Origin of the sequence: Pseudomonas sp. Teo4 (assembly GCF_034387475.1) — a bacterium.
Taxonomy (GTDB): domain Bacteria; phylum Pseudomonadota; class Gammaproteobacteria; order Pseudomonadales; family Pseudomonadaceae; genus Aquipseudomonas.
The window spans coordinates 2,800,186-2,817,548 of the sequence record NZ_JAXCIL010000001.1; the positions used below are offsets into that span (position 1 = coordinate 2,800,186).

The window sequence follows — 17,363 nt, forward strand, 5'->3', positions numbered from 1 at the left end:
AATGCTCTCCGACGTTTTTATGCTTATGGGCAGAGGCCACTGGGTTCGCAGGCAATGCTAATCGTGATGGCTGGACGGGCATGTCCCCAAAAAGGGACAAGCCTTCCGGCAGATGTCTTCAGCCCATTGGCAGGTAGTGATCCTGAAAATACTGCTGCAGGCATTCCACCGCGACGCGAACCCGCGGCGAGCTGCTCATGGGCGCGGTGTACACCGCCCAAATGTCCGCCGGCTGGCTGTAGCCGTCCAGCACGCGAACCAGCGCACCGCTGGAAATGGAAGGGGCGACATCCCACCATGACCTGAGCAGGATGCCGCGACCATCCAGGCACCACTGACGTGCCACCTCTCCGTGATTGGTCGAGAGGCTGCCATTGACCTTGACCGTCTCGGCCCCCGTCGGGCCATCGAGGGTCCAGATGCCGAGCGGGTGGTCACGCTCCTTGATCACCAGGCAGTCATGTTCGCCAAGATCGGCCAGGCACTCCGGAGTGCCCCGCTCTGCCAGGTAACCTGGGCTGGCACAAAGAATCCGTTGGTTGCGGCTGAGCAGCTTGGCAATCAAGTGCGCAGCAATGTCGTTGCCGACCCGCACATCGATGTCGAAACGCTCCTCCACCAGGTCGACGAGGTGATCGTAGACGTCCAGCCTGATGTCCAGTGCCGGATACGTGGCCGCCAGCCCGGAAATCGCCGGTGCCACGAACTGTCGGCCAACCCCCTGGCTGCTGACGATGCGCAACAGGCCGCTGGGCGCGCTGCGTGACTGGGACAGCTCGTCCCCCATGCGGCCGACGTCGTCGAGAATCTGCTGCGCCCAACGCAGCACGCGCTGCCCGTCATCGGTGACTACGACACGCCGGGTCGAACGGTGCAACAGGCGCACGCCCAGGCTTTGCTCCAGCACCCGCACCCGCTTGCTCACGAACGCGCCCGACATGCCCAGCTGCTCGGCCGCGCTGATGAAGCTGGCGCGCTTGGCCACTTCGATGAAGACGGCAAAGTCTTCAAGGCCAGGAAGATTGTTCACGAATCGTGCTCCCAGTAATCATGGTTTCGAGGGTTATGTTCAGGTGGCCGCTCCTTACCATTGAAAGCCTGTCGCCAACACCATCATCGAGAGGCAAAACATGAGCAAGACATTTCGTATCGCAGCCATTGCCGGCGACGGCATCGGAAATGAAGTGCTTCCTGAAGGCTTGCACGTTGTCCAGACCGCCGCGAGCAAACATGGCCTGAACCTTGAGTTCGAGCACTTCGAGTGGGCCAGCTGCGACTACTACCTGCAGCACGGCAAGATGATGCCAGATGACTGGTTCGAGCAGTTGAAGGGATTCGACGCCCTGTACTTCGGCGCGGTCGGTTGGCCGGACAAAGTTCCGGACCATATTTCCCTGTGGGGCTCGTTGCTCAAGTTCCGTCGCGAGTTCGACCAGTACGTGAACATTCGCCCTGTACGCCTGTTCCCAGGCGTGCCCTGCCCGTTGGCGAACAAGGCACCAGGCGATATCGACTTCGTGGTGATTCGCGAAAACACCGAAGGTGAGTACTCGTCCCTGGGCGGTCGCATGTTCGAAGGCACCGACAACGAATTCGTGCTGCAGGAGTCGGTGTTCACCCGCCGAGGCGTGGACCGCATCCTCAAGTACGCCTTCGAGGTGGCGCAAACGCGCGAGCGCAAGCACGTGACCTCGGCGACCAAGTCCAACGGCATGGCCGTCAGCATGCCCTACTGGGACGAACGCACCGCAGCCATGGCCGCCCACTACCCGGACATCAGCTGGGACAAACAGCACATCGACATTCTCTGCGCCCGCTTCGTGCTCCAGCCGGAGCGCTTCGACGTGGTGGTGGCGTCCAACCTGTTCGGCGACATCCTGTCCGACCTGGGCCCCGCCTGCGCCGGCACCATTGGCATAGCGCCATCGGCCAACCTCAACCCCGAGCGCAGGTTCCCTTCCCTGTTCGAGCCGGTGCATGGCTCGGCACCGGACATCCATGGCAAGAACATCGCCAACCCGATCGCCATGATCTGGTCGGGCGCCATGATGCTGGAGTTCCTTGGCCAGGGCGACCCGCGCTACACCGCAGCCCATGACGATATTCTCGCCGCCATCGAGCAGGTGATTGCCGACGGGCAGGTGACCCGCGACATGGGCGGCCAGTGCTCCACCCAGGACGTGGGCCAGGCCATTGCGCGGCGCGTGGCCGAACGCTGAGCCCACCTGCTGAAACCCAGCCTGGGCTGACGGACAGCCCAGGCCGGCTTGCCCACGACCCCCTACCCGCCCAGTGGATACTCGATGGCCAGACGCACCTGGTCGGCGTCCAGCTCGGCTTGCGCCTTGTTGCCACGGTGCACGGCATGGCGCAACGTGATCGCAAGATTGCGCGCCGGCCCCGACTGCACCACGTACTTGGCTTGCAGGTCGCGCTCCCAGTGTCGGCCATCCTTGCCGTATCCCAGCCAGCTGTAGCCGCCGGCGGGGTCCATCTTTGTGCCATCGATACCACTGCCACGCACATAAAGCGCCGAGAACGACAGCCCCGGCACACCCAAGCCGGCCATGTTCAGGTCGTAACGCGCCAGCCAGGACGCCTCCCCTGGGCCGTTGAAATCGGACAGCGCCACGGCATTGCTCAGGAAGATCGCCCCTCGGGTCACGTAGTCGAACGGGGTGCCGCCGTCGATTTTCTGGTAACCCAGGCCCACGCTGTGGGCGTTGAAGTGGTAGGTGGTGAGCAGGCTCCAGCTGGTGTTGTCGATTTCGCCGGACAGCGCCTTGCCGGTGTCCTGGGTGCGGTACAGGTTGAGGTCGAAGGTCAGTTGCTGCTGCTGATTCAAAGGCAGGGTGTAGAACACACCGAGGTAGTGCTGGCGCCACGAGTCTTCGTAATTGCCGCTGAACAGACTGGCTGTCAGCCCATCCAGCGCCGAATTGCGGATACCTACCAGTTCATAACGATCACCTTGCCTGCCATTCGAGTAATTGACCACGAACCCCCGGTCATGGCTGTTGGCGTTGCGGTCGGTGCTTTCGTTGAAACGCCCGGCGTAGAGTGTGGTCTTGGGCAATTCACGGCTGCTCAGGAACCAACCGGTGGCCGTTTCCGGCAACAGACGGCTGTCGGAGGAGGAAAAGATCGGCGTCTTGACCCGTTGCTCACCGTACCGAAGCTCGGTCGAGGAAACCCGCACTTTCGCCGCGACGCCCCCGCGGCTGAACTCACGCTTGGGATGGCCTTCGTTGTCGATGGCCAGCAGCCGCGCCTTGCCGGCCCGGCCTCCGCCGCTGTCCAGCTCACGGCCGACATAGACATGCGCATCCAGGCCCAGGCCGACGGTGCCGGTGGTGAACCCCGAACTGAAGTCGCCCATCAGGCCGTACGCCGCCTCCTCGGCCAGGTCGCTGCGCTCGGACCTGGGTTTGTAGGCGTTGCGTGCGCCATTGCTCAACGCACCATGCCGGTAGTCGCGGCGGTCGTACAACACGCGGTTGAACAGGCTCCACTGGCTGTCCGCCACAAAGCCCTTGCTGTTGTCTTGCTCCGAAGCCTGGGCAAGCAGGGACTGCCCACCCAACGCCATGATCAAGGCGGGTGTCGAAATGATCTTCACAGATGAACTCCCGGAAAGCGGTCGGTCCTCGACACGGGCGCCCGTCCTGCGGGCGCCGTGATCGGGTCAGAGGTATTTGAGCCAGGCGATGTCGCGGCGTCGTTGCTTGAGATTGGCGAACCAGCGCGTGGGGAAGAACAGCAGCACGCCCAGGATCACGCTCCACAGCCACACGGCCGGCAGGTCATCGAAACCGTAGTAGTTGCCCTGGTTGGTGCCCCAGATCGCCACGGATACCAGGTACATGGCCTTGAGCACGTACAGATGCAACAGGTAGAAAAACATCGGTGCGCCACCATAGACCGCCAGTTGCGCAGTGGACCAGCGGTCCTGCAACTTTTCGAACAGCGCCAGCAACAGCAGGCCAAGGCCCAGCGTCGGCATCAGGAACATCAGCGAAGGCGGATACTTGGTGGCACTCATGAAGCTCATGAACGTGCGCAGCGCATCGCCGGTATGCACCCACGGTTTTTCGCCGTACACATTGAGGTAGCGGATGAACACGAAGGCAACCAGCACGCAGAGCCCCAGCTTCACCAGGCGCGCAGTGCGCCGGGCCGGCTCCACATCCTTGCCGAACCACGGGCCGATGCCCCAGCCAAGCAGGATCACGCCAATCCAGGGCAGCACTGGGTAGGTGGTGCGGGCGCGGGTGAAGTCGGTGAGGTCGATGAACACACGCTGGTGCAGGATCGACCACGGCACATAGAAGGGAGAGTCCGGCCCGACAACCACGCCGTCGAACAGGTTGTGCCCGGCGACGATGACCAGCCCCGCCACCACCAGCCAGCTGCGCTTGAAGTGCAACAGGCCGGCCAGCACGATCATGCAGATGCCGATGCACCAGATCACCTGCAACCATAATGTCTTCGGTGGGAACTCGGCGTTCCAGGCAAAGCACACCACGGTCAGCTCCAGCACCACCAGGAACAGGCCACGCTTGAGCAGGAACACCGAGGTTTCCTTGAGGGTGTGCTTCTGGCTGTACAGGTACGCCGACAAACCGGTCAGGAAGATGAACACCGGCGCACAGATTTCGCTGAGCATGCGGGTGAAGTACAAGTCTGGCGTGACGCTCAGGGCGTCGATGGGGTCGGTGACCTGGCGGTGCAGCAGGAAGGTTTCCCGCACATGGTCCACCAGCATGCACAGCATGACGAAGCCGCGCAGGGCGTCGATCGCCAGCATTCGGGTGTTGGCCACGACAGATGCCGCCGGGCGTGCAGAAGCCATGGCTCCCACCCGCCCCGTTACTTCAGAGGTAAGGGACATTTGAGTTACTCACGTTGTCGAGCAGTGGTCGAAAGCCCGCCGCAAAGGCCGGGGTGTGGCAGCCGGTGCGTTCAGTCCGACGCCTTGGCCAGCCGTGCCTTCTCCGAGGCCGGCAGTTGCGAGGGTGCTCGCGGCAACGGCGCCTGGCCGGTGCTGCGATGGAACGACAAGGTCGAGCTGAAGCTTCTTACGTCATAGGCCTGTGGCTGCTGTTGCGGATCCAGGCGTTGGCCGGGCGCGTTCACCTTGTATTCGGCTGCCACCACATAGGTGCCTTGCCACGGCAGTTCGAAGCTGACCTTGCCGTTTGCATCGGAGGTCTGGGTGAACACCTGGCCTGGCCCGGTTTCCAGAAGCACGGCCTGATCGGCCAGCGGTTTTTGCTGGTAGAACACCTGGAACTGCGCGGTCGCGCCCTCTTCCTCCCCGGTGGGCACGATGTCCAGCTCCAGCACGGGCTGGCGCTGACGCAGGTCGCCGACCCAACGGGTAGCGGGGGTCCAGTAAGCCTTCAGTTTCTTGCCCTGCTCATGCAGTTCGAAGATTGGGTAATGCGGGTCAGCCGCCAGCAGCGAGTCTTGCACGGCCGGTTGGTAGGCGACGGTGAAAGCGTCGCGCTGGCGCTCCAGCTTCAGCGCAGTGGCGCCCTGTGCCGACCAGCCCTTCAGCGCCTGAAAGCGGTCCAGCCCGCCAGGGGTCACTTCGAGCATGTTCTTGTCGTACTCGCCGTAATGCAGCACCAACGCCTGCGGCGAGGTGTGTTCGAACCAGATCTGGTGCGCCTGCGCGCCACCGATGCCACTCAACAATCCGTACCCCAACAACAGTGCCGAGAACCTTCTTTTCATTCGCGGTTACCTGTGCATTCGATGGAACCATGCCCCTGGCCGATGCCCTGGAGCGCCCTGTCCTGCCAGATGAATTACAACCCAGGGAAAAATGAAATTTGTTTCATTTTCATAACCGGCAGGCCAATGAAATTTCGTTTTGCCACGGCAAACAGCGTTAAATGCGGCCTGCGCCAGGCTGGAGCGCGGCGCCTTGCGTTGCGGGAAAAATGTGCATTGACGGTGCAGATGCGTGTGCAGCAACCGTGGGAGATCACTCACCCGGAAAGGGCTGGGTGTTCTCCCACAGGGATGGCGCAAGTTTTGGGGCGTTGGGCTGCCCCCAGGAAACTGGATAGCGATCCAGGCCTGGGCGCTGCGGAGGGAATATCAGTGGCGCAGGAGCTTGCGCAGGGGCACGCCTTCTTTCATGACAGGCGACTTGATGACGATGTAGCTGAAGTACTTGGCGATGCCGATGTTACGGTCCAGCAACTCCTCGATCACCTCTTGGTAATGCTGGATGCTGCGGGTCATGAACCGCACCAGGTAGTCGTAGCCGCCGCTGATCAGGTGGCATTCGAGCACCTCGTCGACCAGGCGGATGTTCGACTCGAACTTGGCGAAGTCCTCACGCTTGTGGTCACTGAGCGAGACTTCGGTGAACACCGTCACCGACTCGGTGATCTTCGCCAGGTTGAGGTGGGCCTTGTAGCTGGAGATGAAACCCGCCGCCTCAAGGCGTTTGACCCGTTGCAGACAGGGGCTGGCCGACAGCCCCACGGCATCGGCCAGGCTGACGTTGGTCATGCGCCCGTCTTTCTGCAATTCGACCAGAATGTTGATGTCGATCCGATCCAGCTTCAGCAAACCTTCCATGCCACGCCTCTTTGTTACTGCCAGGAGTAGACCAATCTTCTAGCAAAATCAGCGCCGTAATGAGACCTGATGCTGGCGCACCAGGTCGGCCATGCTGCTGATGCAGACGTCCGCCGTGCACGGCTGGCGATGCTCCAGGCGCGCCCGGCGAATCAGGCACAAGCCGGCGGACGCAGGAGCCTGGGCGGGCTCACGGGTCACCAGCAACGCTTCACGGGGTTCGACACCCAGGTCTCTGAGCCAGTGCGACTGGTCCAGCGGGTGCGCCGCCGAGGACAGCAGGTCATCCGGTTCAAGGCCCAGGCGCTCGCACAACTGCCCGCGATCCTCGATATTGCGATCGACCAGCACCAACAGGCGATAGAACTTGCGCAGGTACAGCATGGCGCCGGGTGCATCCTCGAACAGTGGCCAGTGGGGCACCGAGCGGGCGAACGTCAGGTTCTCCTCCCAACTGGCCTTGCTGCCCAGGCGCTCGGCCATGTGCCGATGGGCAAAACACAGCATGCCGCTGAAGCCCAGTTCATCGAAACGCGGGAGCAAAGAGCGCATCACCGCCTTGTATTCAGCCAGCAACCCGGCCCTTTCCGGCATCGGCTTTCGCCCTTCGAGCAACGGCTGCAAGGCCGCCCACACGCCGGAGTCGCGGTCCACCAGCACCTCATCGCAGTCGATCAACAACACGCGGTAGTCAGTCAGCGCCATGACGATCGTAAACCTCCTGTGCAACGGTCATCGAATCAAGTGCCCCTCACCGGCAATAACAAGTCCGGCTTGGGGCACCAGGTTCATTTCTTGATCAAGACGCATGCCAATGCTGTGTCGAGAATGCTCAGGGCTTCGTCGACCTGTGCGTCGGTTGTCACCAAAGGTGCCAGGAAGCGCACCACGTTGCGGTGCACGCCGCACTTGATCACCAGCAGGCCGCCCGCCCTGGCCTGGTCGATGACCTGCTGGGTGAGGTCGGCATCGGGGCTTGCCAGCGCGTCATCCTTGACCAGTTCCATGGCGACCATGAAGCCTGTGGCACGCACATCGCCAATCTGCCGGTAGCGGGCCTGCAGCGCGCGCAGCCCGTCCGCCAGGCGCTGGCCAAGACGCTGCCCGCGCTCCACCAGCCCTTCGCGGGCATAGGTATCGATCACCGCCAGGGCCGCCGCGCAGGCCAAGGCGTTGCCACCGTAAGTGCCGCCCAGGCCACCCGGCAGTGGCGCGTCCATGATCGCCGCACGCCCCACCACGCCCGACAGTGGCAGGCCGCCGGCCAGGCTCTTGGCCACCGTGACCAGGTCGGGCTGGATGCCGGAATGCTGGAAGCCGAACATCTTGCCGGTACGGCCAAAGCCGGTCTGGATCTCGTCGCAGATCAGCACGATGCCGTGTTGTTCGGTGAGGCTGCGCAGGGCCTGCATGAATTCGACCGGGGCGGCGAGGAAGCCGCCATCGCCCTGCACCGGCTCGATGATGATGGCTGCCACGCGTTCGGCTGCCACCTGGGTGGCCAGCAACTCGTGCAGCGCGGCAAGCGCCATCTCGGTACTTACCCCACGGTAGGCATCAGGATAGGGCGTGTGGAACACCTCGGGGGCGAACGGCCCGAAGTTCTGCTTGTACGGCTGGCTCATGCCGGTCAGGGTCGTGCCCAGCAACGTGCGGCCATGAAAACCGCCGCGAAACGCGATCACGGCCGAGCGCTTGGTGTGGGCGCGGGCGATCTTGATGGCGTTCTCGACCGCTTCGGCACCGGAGGTGAAAAACACCGCTTTGTGCGCTTGGTCACCGCCCACCATGTGCGACAGGCGCTTGGCCAGTTCGATGTAGGGCTGGTAGGCGACCACCTGGAAGCAGGCGTGGGTGATGCGCGCCAACTGGGCCTGCACGGCCGCGACCACGCTGGGGTGATTGTGGCCGATGTTGAGCACGCCGATGCCGCCGACGAAGTCCAGGTAGCGCCTGCCATCCACGTCCCAGGCCTCGGCGCCCTGGGCGCGGTCGATCACCACCGGGTGGGCGGTGACGATACCGCGGGGCACGTACTGGTCGCGTTGATGCAACAGATGAGGGGCTTCGTCTACTTTGCTGTTCATGGCATTTCCCTTTGAGGTGCCGAGCACTCGGCAAGTGGCTGCGATGGCAATCAGGTTAAAGGTTCGCTGGAGCCGACTTAGCCGAACTTGCCCGTCGAGAAACCCGGATCGACTGTTTTCACCCCTGCAAACGGCAGAATCCATCAGCACCGGCAAGCACCGCCGAATCTGCTGGCCAGCGCTTGATTGCAGACGCCACGCGCCGCCAGGCCAAGCGCTTTCGACAGATCGTGCTCCGCCGCTCAGGCATTATGAAGACCCCTTTCAAGCCACCCAGGTACTGCATATGGCCCTGCTCTACAAAGCTGACCCCGTGCGCGGCGAACGATGGAAAGCCTTGTTCGCCGAACACGCCCCGGATATCGAATTTCGCATCTGGCCCGACATCGGCAACCCCGAAGACATCGAGTACCTCGCCGCCTGGCTGGCGCCGGACGACCTCGAGCAGACCTTGCCCAACCTCAAGGTGCTGTTCGCCCTGTCGGCGGGCGTCGACCAACTCGACCTGGGCCGTATTCCGCCAACGCTGCCGCTGGTGCGCTTGCTCGACCCCGGCATCAGCCAGGGCATGAGCGAGTACGCTTGCTTCGCGGTGCTGGGGCTGCACCGCGACATGCTGCGCTATCGTCAGCAACAGCTGCTTGGGCAATGGCAGGCCCATCACCTGGTACCGGCCGCGAAACGACGCATTGGGGTGATGGGGTTGGGGCTGCAGGCGCAGCATATTCTGTCGAGCCTCAAACCTTTCGGCTTCGCCCTGTCGGGCTGGGCGCGCAGCCAGCATCACATTCAGGGCGTGAGCTGCCATGCCGGCGTCGAACAGCTGCCAGCCTTCCTCGCCCAGTGCGACATCCTGCTGTGCGCATTGCCCTTGACCGGGCAGACCCAGGGGATCCTGAACCGTGAACTGTTCGAGCAGTTGCCCCCCGGTGCGGCGCTGATCAACATGGGCCGTGGCGGCCACCTGGTGGAGCAGGACCTGCTGGACGCACTGGACAGCGGCCAGCTCAGTGCGGCGGTGCTCGATGTACTGCAACAGGAGCCAGCGGCCGCACAACACCCGTTCTGGAAACACCCGAACATTCTGCTGACGCCGCACATTGCCGCCATGACCCAACCTGAAAGCGCCTTCCCCAACCTGCTGGAAAACATCCGGCGCTTCGCGCGTGGCGAGCCCATGCAAGGGCTGGTGGACCGTCAACAAGGGTACTGACCCGCGGGTGGACGCGCAGCGTCTGGCGTCCACCGTCGCCCCAGGCCGCCAGGTTCAAAGGCCGCCTACATGAAACGCCTTGACCTCCAGGTACTCGTCCAGCCCAAGGCTGGAACCCTCGCGGCCCAGGCCTGACTGCTTGATGCCACCAAACGGCGCCACTTCCATGGAAATGATGCCGGTGTTCAAGCCAACCATGCCGAACTCCAGCGCCTCGCCAAAGCGCCAGGCACGGCTGAGGTTCTGGGTGAAGTAGTAGGCACCCAGCCCATAAGGCGTGGCATTGGCCAGGGCCAACGCCTCGGCTTCATCGGTGAAACGCATCAGCGGCGCCACCGGGCCGAAGGTTTCCTCGTTGGCCAGCAGCATGCCGGCATGGGTGTCCCCCAGCACCGTCGGTTGCACGAACTGCTGGTCGGCCTGGACACTGCCACCGAACAACAGCTTTGCCCCCCGGCTCAGCGCATCGTCGATATGGCGGGCCACCTTGTCGACGGCGGCGGCATTGATCAACGGGCCAATGGTCACCCCGTCCTGCAGGCCATTGCCGACCTTGAGCCTGGCCACCTCCTCCACCAGACGCTGGGCGAAACGCTCGTAGATCCCGGCCTGCACCAGAATGCGGTTGGCGCACACACAGGTTTGTCCGGCGTTGCGAAACTTGCTCTGCATCACCCCCGCGACCGCCTGCTCAAGGTCGGCGTCATCGAACACGATGAACGGGGCGTTGCCGCCCAGCTCCAGGCTCAGGCGCTTGATGTGTTCGGCGCTCTGGCGCATCAACAGGCGCCCGACCGCCGTGGAGCCGGTGAAGGAGATCTTGCGCACCGCCGGGCTTTCGGTCAGCGCCTGGCCGATACCCACGGGCATGCCGGTGACGACACTGAACACCCCAGCCGGAATGCCAACCCGCTCGGCCAGCACCGCCAGCGCCAGTGCCGACAGCGGTGTGAGGTCGGACGGTTTGACGATGATCGGGCAGCCCGCTGCCAGCGCCGGCGCGCACTTGCGGGTGATCATCGCGTTGGGGAAGTTCCAAGGGGTGATGGCGGCGCACACACCCACCGGCTGCTTGATGGTCATCACGCGGCGGTCGTCGCTGGGTGCAGGCAGTGTCTGGCCATAGGCGCGGCGGGCCTCTTCGGCAAACCATTTGACGAAGCTGGCGCCATAACGCACTTCGCCCTTGGCTTCGCTGAGCGGCTTGCCCTGCTCGCGGGTCATGATCAGTGCCAGGTCGTCGAGGTTGTCGAGCATGGCCTGGTACCAGCGCTCCAGCAGCTGTGCTCGCGCAGCGGCAGGAAGCGCCCGCCAGGCCGGCCAGGCCCGTTCGGCGGCGTCGATGGCGCGTTGGGTTTCTGCCGCTTGCAGGGCCGGCACATGGGCCAGGCATTCACCGCTGGCGGGGTCGAGAATCGCCAGCGTCGCGCCATCGTCGGCGCTGATCCACTGGCCATCGACGTAGGCACGTTCCGCCAGCAGGCTGGGGTCTTTCAGTTGAGTATTCAGCATGATCGGATCCTGTTCCAAGACATTAGCCAGTCTATGCAGGTGCCTTGGAACAGGATGCTGAAAGCACGGCGCAGGCAGCGGCAGATGCTGAAATTCGTGCCTGCGCGGCAGGCTCTACTGCTTCAGCGACGCAAGCAGCGTCTGCAGGAACTGCTCGCCCGCCTGCAGCTGGCTGACCTCGATGAACTCGTCAGGCTTGTGCGCCTGCTCGATCGAGCCGGGGCCGCAGACCACCACTGGCACATCGAGGCGGTTGGCGAACAGCCCGCCCTCGGTGCCGAACGACACCTTGATGTGACGGGTATCCGGTACCGCGAAGCTGTGCATCAAGCGCACCGCCTCGACACTGGGGTGAGTATCCAACCCCGGGTACTCGTTCATCACCTCGATGTCTATCGCCGCAGCGGCAGACACTTGCTTCGCTTCGCGCACCAACGCCTCGGCACGCTCGCGCAACTCACCCAGCAAGCGCTCCGGGTCGTCGGCGGGCAGGTTGCGGAACTCGAACTCCAGGGTGCACAGGTTCGGCACGATGTTCAGTGCCTTGCCACCGTCGATACGGCCGATGTGCAGCGTGCTGTAGGGCACATCGTAACCCTCGTCCCGTGTGCCCTGCTGCTGGATTCGATGCTGGCTTTCGCGCAACACCGACATGAAGTCGCTGGCCAGGTGAATGGCATTGACCGCCTGCGGTGCCAGCGATGAGTGCGCTTCCTGGCCATGGCAGCAGACGCGGTACGAACTTTTACCCTTGTGACCCAGGGCGAACTGCATCTGGGTGGGTTCGCCGACCACACACAGGAACGGGCGCAAAGGCGCCAGGTCGAGCACGTCCAGCAGGCGCCGAACCCCAACACAGCCGATCTCTTCGTCGTGTGACAGCGCCAATTGCAGCGGTCGGGTCAACGGCTGCTGCGCGGCTTCGATCATCGCGTCGATGGCCAGCGCGATGAAGCCTTTCATGTCGCAGGTCCCACGGCCATACACGCGCCCGTCCCTGACCGTGGCCTCGAACGCCGGCAGCGTCCAGGCCTGGCCCGCGGCCGGTACCACATCGGTATGGCCGGACAACACGATGCCAGGCAGCTCACGCGGGCCGACGCTGGCGAACAGGTTGGCCTTGCGACCGCTTTCATCCTTGACGATCAACGACTCGATGCCGTGGCTGGCAAGCAGTGCGCGCACGTAGTCGATCAACGCCAGGTTCGACTCGCTGGAGACGGTATCGAAGGCCACCAGCCGCTTGAGAATATCCAGTACACGCGTTTTCATCAGGCTTTGCTCACGCTATGAAGGGCTAACCGCTCACCCGCCTGCACGGCAGGCTGCGGCGAAAACCGACGGACATCGAACGGCGCCACATGGGTGCTGGTCTGCCCGGTACTCATCCACTCGGCCATCACATCCCCTACGCCTGGGCCCAGCTGGAAGCCATGCCCGCAGAAGCCAAAGGCATAGAACAGGCCGTCCACCTTGCCGCTGGCGCTGATCACCGGCAGCGAGTCGGGCGTGTAGCTTTCGATGCCGCTCCACACCCGAATGATGTTCAGGTTCACTGCAGCCGGCAGCAGCCGTTGCATCTGTTCGATCTGGTTGAGGGTGCTGCGCGGTTCCACCTGGACGCGCCGGGTGAGCATGTCCGGACGGCTGCGATAGCCCCCGCCGATGACGATGTTGCCGCGGGCGATCTGCCGGAAGTAGATCACCTCCTCCGGAATCTTGGTGAACACCCCGATCACGGTCGGCAGCGAGTAAGGCACCGGCTCGGTGACCGCCATTTGCGGGCCGTGGGTTTCCAGCGGTACCGGCTCGCCGAACTGTTCGGACAGCTTCGAGCCCCACGCACCGGCGGTGATCAGCAATTGCTCGGCGATGAACAACTGGCCATCGACCGTGGTGACATGAAACTGCCCGGCAATTTTCTGCACATCGCGGACCTCGGTGTGCTCCTCGACCCGCGCCCCGGCCCGAACGGCCGCACGGGCAAACGCCGGGGCGGCCAGACGCGGGTTCGCATGGCCGTCGTGAGGCGCATAGGAGCCGGCTTTCACCTCTGGCCCGAGAAACCCGAAACGCTCATGCAAGGCCTTGCCGGTGATCACCTCAAGGTCCAGCGCCCGGGCTTCAGGCGCAGCGGCGTAGGCGCGCAATTCTTCGATGTGCGCTTCGTCGTAGCACACCCGCATGTGGCCACTGGGCAGGAATTCGAGGTCTTCGCCAATCAGTTCCGGCAAGCGCTTCCACAACGCCCAGGAGCGGTTGGCCAGGTCCAGCTGACACAGGGCGCGTCCCTGGCGACGAACGTTGCCGAAGTTCACGCCACTGGCGTACTGGCCAATCTGGTCACGTTCCAGCAGCGTGACGGAACGCCCACGCTGACGCAGGAAAAACGCCGACGCGGCGCCCATGAAGCCCCCGCCCACGATCAGGACATCGCTTTTGTGCGCCTTCATGAGGACACCTCGTGTTTGTGCATCGACAAGGGTTTGACCGGTGCCTGGCCACGTTGACGGCCTACGATTTCCACGGCAACGCCCGCCTCGGCCGCAATGATCTGCGCCCCCGCCTGCGAGCAGTAACGCCCCTGGCAACGGCCCATGCCGACCCGGCTGAAGGCCTTGGCCCGGTTGACTTCGCACGCGCCCTTCTCGCGCACCACCGCACGCAGCTCTCCGGCGCTGATCATTTCGCAGCGACAGACAATGGCCTCGTCCGGCAGGGCCTTGGCCTGGGCTGCAGGCCATGGAAACGCCTCGCACAGGCCGACGCGAAACTGCTCCATCACCGCCAGCGACTGCCTGCACGCCTGTTGGGCACTGGCGTCCGCGGGCCGCTGCAGGTCGTTCAGCACGGCCATCGCAGCCAACCGGCCAGCCTGCTCGGCGGCATCGGCGCCACGCACCCGGGTGCCATCCCCTGCGGCATACACACCTTCAACCGAGGTGCGGCCATCTTCATCGAGCGCCAGCATCCACTGCCCGGACACTTCATCGAACTGCATCCGGCAACCGGCCAGGTCCGCCAGCTGGGTTTCCGGGCGCAGGTGGTAACCCAATGCCAGTGCATCGCATTGAATCTGCAACTGCTGGCCATCGGCGCGGTTGATACGTACCCCGCTGACGCCCTGCTGGCCATCCCCAAGGATTTCCAGCGGCTGAACGCCCAGCAGCACCGGAACCTTGGCCCGGTACAGGCGCGCCAGCAACTTCATGCCTTCGAACAGCACACCGGGCCGGGCCAGCAACTTGGGCAAGGCCTTGATGCGCTTGCTCAGGGGCGAGGTGTCGAGTACCGCCGCCACCTTGGCACCCGCCTTGAGGTACTGGCTGGCGACCAGGTACAGCAGCGGTCCGCTGCCCATGAACACCACGTTGTGCCCGATCGACACCGACTGCGCCTTCAGCGCGATCTGCGCCCCGCCCAGGCTGTAGGTGCCCGGCTGTTGCCAACCCAGCAGTGGCATCAGCCGGTCGGTCGCGCCGGTACACAGAATCAGCGCGTCGTACTCGACCACCGAATGCCGGCCCTGGCTGACGCAGTGCAACTGCCCCGGCGTGAGGTTCCAGACCAAGGTGTCGGGGCGGTAGTCGATCTGCCCGCGCAACCGGTCGAAGCACTGGTGCAGCGCCTTGGCCTTGTCAGCCTCGCTACCGTACAGAGCCTTGTAGTCACGGCTGAACCCTTCCGGCTGGCGCCGATAGATCTGCCCGCCATCGCGGCGGTTCTCGTCGATCAGCACAGGCTTGATGCCTGCCTCGAGCAAGGTGTGTGCACAGCGTGTGCCGGCAGGCCCGGCGCCGACGATGACTACCCGCGCAGTGGCCATGTTGCCTCCGGTTGGTGGGTGACGATATCCAGTCCTTCACGGACTTCGCTGGAGCAGGCCCGCAGGCGCTCACCGCTGCGCGTCCAGACCCAGCAGTCCTGGCACGCGCCCATCAGGCAGAACCCGGCACGACGCCCCGGGTCGAACTCCGACTCGCGCAGCGACGCGCCTTGGGTCAACAGCGCGACCATCAGGGTGTCGCCCTGCAATGCCTCGACCGGTGCGCCATCGACAATCAACCTGACCGTCGAGCGTTCACGCTCTCCCAACCTTGCAAACCGCCCTTTCATGCCAACGCCCTCACGCTCATACCTTGCACTTGCGTACGCCCCACGCCCAGTTCGGCACCGTCGCGGTGGCACAGAATTTCGCTGCCGCCAGCCAGCGTACGTCGGCCGGGCGCGGTCTTGTTGCACACGCCTTCGATACGCAGCGGGCAGCGATTGAGGAAGCTGCACAGCTCGGTGACATTTTCCGGCGGGCTGATCGGTGGGAGTTCACCACAGGTGATGCCGCAGTGCTCCAGCCAGCCCTGGCGCAACTCGGGCACCGAATGCACCAGCAGGTTGGTGTAGGGGTGCAGCGGTTCAGTGCTGAAGGCTTCGCGGCTACCCTGCTGGACCTTGTGGCCGCTGTACATCACCACGATGTCGTCGCACAGCGCGCGTACCGTGGAGATGTCATGGCTGATGAACAGGTACGACACGCCCAGCTCACGGCGCAAGTCGCCGAGCAACTCCAGGATGGCGGCCCCCACCACGGTGTCCAGTGCCGAGGTCACCTCGTCGCACAGAATCAGATCCGGCTTGGCGGCCAGTGCGCGGGCCAGGTTGACCCGCTGCTTCTGCCCGCCGGACAACCCACCAGGGCGGCGCCCGGCAATGCTGCGCGGCAAGCGCACCAGGTCGAGCAGTTCATCGACGCGCTGGTTCAGTTGCGCACCCTTGAGGCCGAAATACATCTTCAGCGGCCGCGACAGGATGGTGTGGATGCTGTGCATCGGGTTGAGCGCCGTGTCGGCGTTCTGGAACACCATCTGTATCCGGCGGAACTGATCGGCGCTGCGCTCAGCCAGGCTGCCCGGCAATTCGGCGCCGTCGAACGTCAAGCTGCCACGGGCCGGTGTCAGCAGCCCGGCCACCACCCGCGCCAAGGTCGACTTGCCGGAGCCCGACTCACCGATCACGCCAATGGCCTGGCCACGGTGTACGGTCAAGTCAATGTCTTCCAGCACGCGAATCATCGGCATGCCCTGCAGGTTCTTCTTGCCGTAGCCGGCCGTCATGCCCTTGATTGAAAGCAGCACGTCGTCCTGAACCACTTCGCTGCTTGGCGCCAGGGTCGCATCCGGCCGCGCCGCTGCCAGCAAGCTGCGGGTGTAGTCCTCGGACGGCCCTTTGAGCAGCGCGCGGGTGCTGCTCTGCTCAACCACCTTGCCGCCATTGAGCACCACGATCTGATCTGCCATCTGCGCCACCACGGCCAGGTCGTGGGAGACATACACCGCCGTGGCACCGCGCTCGCGCACCACACGCTTGAACGCCCGCAGCACATCGATCTGCGTGGTCACATCCAGCGCCGTGGTGGGCTCGTCCAGCACCACCAGCAGCGGGTCGCTGATCAAGGCCATGGCCGCCATGATCCGCTGCAATTGCCCACCGGAAACCTGATGCGGGTAGCGCTCGCCGATGCTCTGCGGGTTGGGCAGTGCCAGGTCGCGGAACAGCTCGATGGCCTTGGCCTGAAGCTCGCTGCGTGAACCCAGCCCATGGATCAGCGCACCCTCGATCACCTGGTCGATCAGCTTCTTCGCCGGGTTGAAGGCTGCAGCGGCGCTCTGGGCTACGTAGGACACCCGGTGCCCACGCAGGCCCTGCAGGGTGCCCTCGCTCAGGCCAAGCATGTTGTGCTCGCCCACCTGCACCCGGCCACCGGCCAGGCGACAACCGTTGCGGGCGTAACCCAGCAGTGCCAGGGCGATGGTGGTCTTGCCCGAGCCCGACTCGCCGATCAGCGCCAGCACCTCGCCTTTGGCCAGGGAAAAACTCACACCCTTGACGATCTCGACCTCACCCCGCTCGTTATCGGCCACCACACGCAGGTCTTCGACTCGAATCAAATCACTCAT

At 64.0% G+C, this 17,363-nt stretch carries 15 protein-coding genes; 2 read left to right on the forward strand and 13 right to left on the reverse strand.

All coding sequences use genetic code 11. The features are described from left to right. Positions 1-118 precede the first annotated feature (118 nt). A complete protein-coding gene (locus PspTeo4_RS12600) occupies positions 119-1,030 on the reverse strand; it encodes a LysR substrate-binding domain-containing protein (protein WP_322364091.1) in 912 nt (303 codons plus the stop codon). A gap of 100 nt (positions 1,031-1,130) precedes the next feature. Between PspTeo4_RS12600 and PspTeo4_RS12605 the strand changes: the two genes are divergently transcribed. Further along, positions 1,131-2,219, forward strand: coding sequence for a tartrate dehydrogenase (locus PspTeo4_RS12605; RefSeq protein WP_322364092.1), 1,089 nt, complete (start codon positions 1,131-1,133; stop codon positions 2,217-2,219). A 62-nt stretch (positions 2,220-2,281) separates the two neighbouring features. On the opposite strand, the gene PspTeo4_RS12610 is transcribed toward PspTeo4_RS12605, so the two are convergent. From PspTeo4_RS12610 to gabT, 6 genes are all read right to left on the reverse strand, one after another. After that, positions 2,282-3,589 (reverse strand): OprD family porin, encoded by a 1,308-nt coding sequence (locus tag PspTeo4_RS12610; protein ID WP_416196952.1) that lies wholly within the window; start codon positions 3,587-3,589, stop codon positions 2,282-2,284. Positions 3,590-3,685: 96 nt separating this feature from the next. Then, positions 3,686-4,852, reverse strand: a complete 1,167-nt coding sequence (locus PspTeo4_RS12615) for a DUF1624 domain-containing protein (RefSeq protein ID WP_416196922.1) — start codon at positions 4,850-4,852, stop codon at positions 3,686-3,688. A gap of 110 nt (positions 4,853-4,962) precedes the next feature. After that, positions 4,963-5,739: a DUF4198 domain-containing protein gene (locus PspTeo4_RS12620; protein ID WP_322364095.1), complete on the reverse strand. Its 777-nt coding sequence runs from the start codon at positions 5,737-5,739 to the stop codon at positions 4,963-4,965. Positions 5,740-6,108: 369 nt separating this feature from the next. After that, on the reverse strand, positions 6,109-6,597 hold the full coding sequence (locus PspTeo4_RS12625; RefSeq protein ID WP_322364096.1) for an Lrp/AsnC family transcriptional regulator: 489 nt from the start codon (positions 6,595-6,597) through the stop codon (positions 6,109-6,111). 48 nt (positions 6,598-6,645) lie between these two features. Next, entirely contained in the window at positions 6,646-7,302 is a 657-nt protein-coding gene (locus tag PspTeo4_RS12630; RefSeq protein ID WP_322364097.1) for a 2-haloalkanoic acid dehalogenase, read from the reverse strand. An 83-nt stretch (positions 7,303-7,385) separates the two neighbouring features. Further along, entirely contained in the window at positions 7,386-8,684 is a 1,299-nt protein-coding gene (gene gabT / locus PspTeo4_RS12635; RefSeq protein WP_322364098.1) for a 4-aminobutyrate--2-oxoglutarate transaminase, read from the reverse strand. Positions 8,685-8,970: 286 nt separating this feature from the next. Here gabT and PspTeo4_RS12640 point away from each other — a divergent pair, with 286 nt between their 5' ends. Beyond that, the gene (locus tag PspTeo4_RS12640) at positions 8,971-9,897 is read left to right on the forward strand and encodes a glyoxylate/hydroxypyruvate reductase A (RefSeq protein ID WP_322364099.1); all 927 of its coding nucleotides are present in this window, start codon (positions 8,971-8,973) and stop codon (positions 9,895-9,897) included. Positions 9,898-9,951: 54 nt separating this feature from the next. Here the strand turns inward: PspTeo4_RS12640 and PspTeo4_RS12645 are convergent, their stop codons facing one another. The 6 genes from PspTeo4_RS12645 to PspTeo4_RS12670 form a co-directional block, all read right to left on the reverse strand. Next, a complete protein-coding gene (locus PspTeo4_RS12645) occupies positions 9,952-11,409 on the reverse strand; it encodes an NAD-dependent succinate-semialdehyde dehydrogenase (RefSeq protein ID WP_322364100.1) in 1,458 nt (485 codons plus the stop codon). A 114-nt stretch (positions 11,410-11,523) separates the two neighbouring features. Continuing rightward, on the reverse strand, positions 11,524-12,681 hold the full coding sequence (gene argE / locus PspTeo4_RS12650; protein WP_322364101.1) for an acetylornithine deacetylase: 1,158 nt from the start codon (positions 12,679-12,681) through the stop codon (positions 11,524-11,526). Then, on the reverse strand, positions 12,681-13,862 hold the full coding sequence (locus PspTeo4_RS12655) for an FAD-binding oxidoreductase (RefSeq protein ID WP_322364102.1): 1,182 nt from the start codon (positions 13,860-13,862) through the stop codon (positions 12,681-12,683). Before PspTeo4_RS12655 ends, argE begins: the two co-directional genes overlap by 1 nt. Further along, positions 13,859-15,235, reverse strand: a complete 1,377-nt coding sequence (locus PspTeo4_RS12660; protein WP_322364103.1) for an NAD(P)/FAD-dependent oxidoreductase — start codon at positions 15,233-15,235, stop codon at positions 13,859-13,861. The genes PspTeo4_RS12655 and PspTeo4_RS12660 overlap by 4 nt, the downstream gene beginning before the upstream one ends. After that, complete coding sequence (locus PspTeo4_RS12665) at positions 15,217-15,525, reverse strand: (2Fe-2S)-binding protein (RefSeq protein ID WP_322364104.1); 309 nt, start codon at positions 15,523-15,525, stop codon at positions 15,217-15,219. The genes PspTeo4_RS12660 and PspTeo4_RS12665 overlap by 19 nt, the downstream gene beginning before the upstream one ends. Next, on the reverse strand, positions 15,522-17,363 hold the full coding sequence (locus tag PspTeo4_RS12670) for an ABC transporter ATP-binding protein (RefSeq protein ID WP_322364105.1): 1,842 nt from the start codon (positions 17,361-17,363) through the stop codon (positions 15,522-15,524). Before PspTeo4_RS12670 ends, PspTeo4_RS12665 begins: the two co-directional genes overlap by 4 nt.

Excerpts from the sequence above, each read along its gene's own strand:
- PspTeo4_RS12605 (WP_322364092.1), top strand. The coding sequence starts at position 1,131 with ATGAGCAAGACATTTCGTATCGCAGCCATTGCCGGCGACGGCATCGGA.
- PspTeo4_RS12610 (WP_416196952.1), bottom strand. The coding sequence starts at position 3,589 with ATGGCGTTGGGTGGGCAGTCCCTGCTTGCCCAGGCTTCGGAGCAAGAC.
- PspTeo4_RS12615 (WP_416196922.1), bottom strand. The coding sequence starts at position 4,852 with ATGGCTTCTGCACGCCCGGCGGCATCTGTCGTGGCCAACACCCGAATG.
- PspTeo4_RS12620 (WP_322364095.1), bottom strand. The coding sequence starts at position 5,739 with ATGAAAAGAAGGTTCTCGGCACTGTTGTTGGGGTACGGATTGTTGAGT.
- PspTeo4_RS12625 (WP_322364096.1), bottom strand. The coding sequence starts at position 6,597 with ATGGAAGGTTTGCTGAAGCTGGATCGGATCGACATCAACATTCTGGTC.
- PspTeo4_RS12630 (WP_322364097.1), bottom strand. The coding sequence starts at position 7,302 with ATGGCGCTGACTGACTACCGCGTGTTGTTGATCGACTGCGATGAGGTG.
- gabT (WP_322364098.1), bottom strand. The coding sequence starts at position 8,684 with ATGAACAGCAAAGTAGACGAAGCCCCTCATCTGTTGCATCAACGCGAC.
- PspTeo4_RS12640 (WP_322364099.1), top strand. The coding sequence starts at position 8,971 with ATGGCCCTGCTCTACAAAGCTGACCCCGTGCGCGGCGAACGATGGAAA.
- PspTeo4_RS12645 (WP_322364100.1), bottom strand. The coding sequence starts at position 11,409 with ATGCTGAATACTCAACTGAAAGACCCCAGCCTGCTGGCGGAACGTGCC.
- argE (WP_322364101.1), bottom strand. The coding sequence starts at position 12,681 with ATGAAAACGCGTGTACTGGATATTCTCAAGCGGCTGGTGGCCTTCGAT.
- PspTeo4_RS12655 (WP_322364102.1), bottom strand. The coding sequence starts at position 13,862 with ATGAAGGCGCACAAAAGCGATGTCCTGATCGTGGGCGGGGGCTTCATG.
- PspTeo4_RS12660 (WP_322364103.1), bottom strand. The coding sequence starts at position 15,235 with ATGGCCACTGCGCGGGTAGTCATCGTCGGCGCCGGGCCTGCCGGCACA.
- PspTeo4_RS12665 (WP_322364104.1), bottom strand. The coding sequence starts at position 15,525 with ATGAAAGGGCGGTTTGCAAGGTTGGGAGAGCGTGAACGCTCGACGGTC.
- PspTeo4_RS12670 (WP_322364105.1), bottom strand. The coding sequence starts at position 17,363 with ATGAGTGATTTGATTCGAGTCGAAGACCTGCGTGTGGTGGCCGATAAC.